The organism is Crystallibacter degradans, from assembly GCF_012952295.1.
GTDB lineage: Bacteria > Actinomycetota > Actinomycetes > Actinomycetales > Micrococcaceae > Crystallibacter > Crystallibacter degradans.
Window position 1 is genome coordinate 1 of sequence record NZ_JABBCH010000098.1, and the last position, 384, is coordinate 384.

The window sequence follows — 384 nt, forward strand, 5'->3', positions numbered from 1 at the left end:
GGCTTGAGTGTCTATCCGTGGAGCGCCGGATGCGATGAGAGTCGCACGTCCGGTGCGGAGGGCGGGTCGGAGAAACGAGCCGGGAGCAATCCCGGTGTCGCGCTCCGGCCCGACCCTACATCACCGGAACCCACAACAAAACGGCCATCGCCACCCTCGTGGAACGCACCACCCGCTACGTCATGCTCGTCCACCTGCCCGGCGACCACACCGCCGAAACGGTGCGCGACGGCCTGATCAAAACCATGGGCTCCCTACCCGCGCACCTGCGCGGATCGCTCACCTGGGACCAAGGCGTGGAAATGGCCAGGCACAAAGCCTTCAGCATCGCCACCGACATGGACGTCTACTTCTGCGCCCCACACAGCCCCTGGCAACGCGGCT

The 384-nt window shown here is 66.1% G+C and carries 1 pseudogene; it reads left to right on the forward strand.

Annotation, left to right across the window (positions count from 1 at the left end):
* Positions 1–119: 119 nt before the first annotated feature.
* Positions 120–384, forward strand: a pseudogene (locus HGO92_RS23285) (IS30 family transposase); the annotation flags it as partial.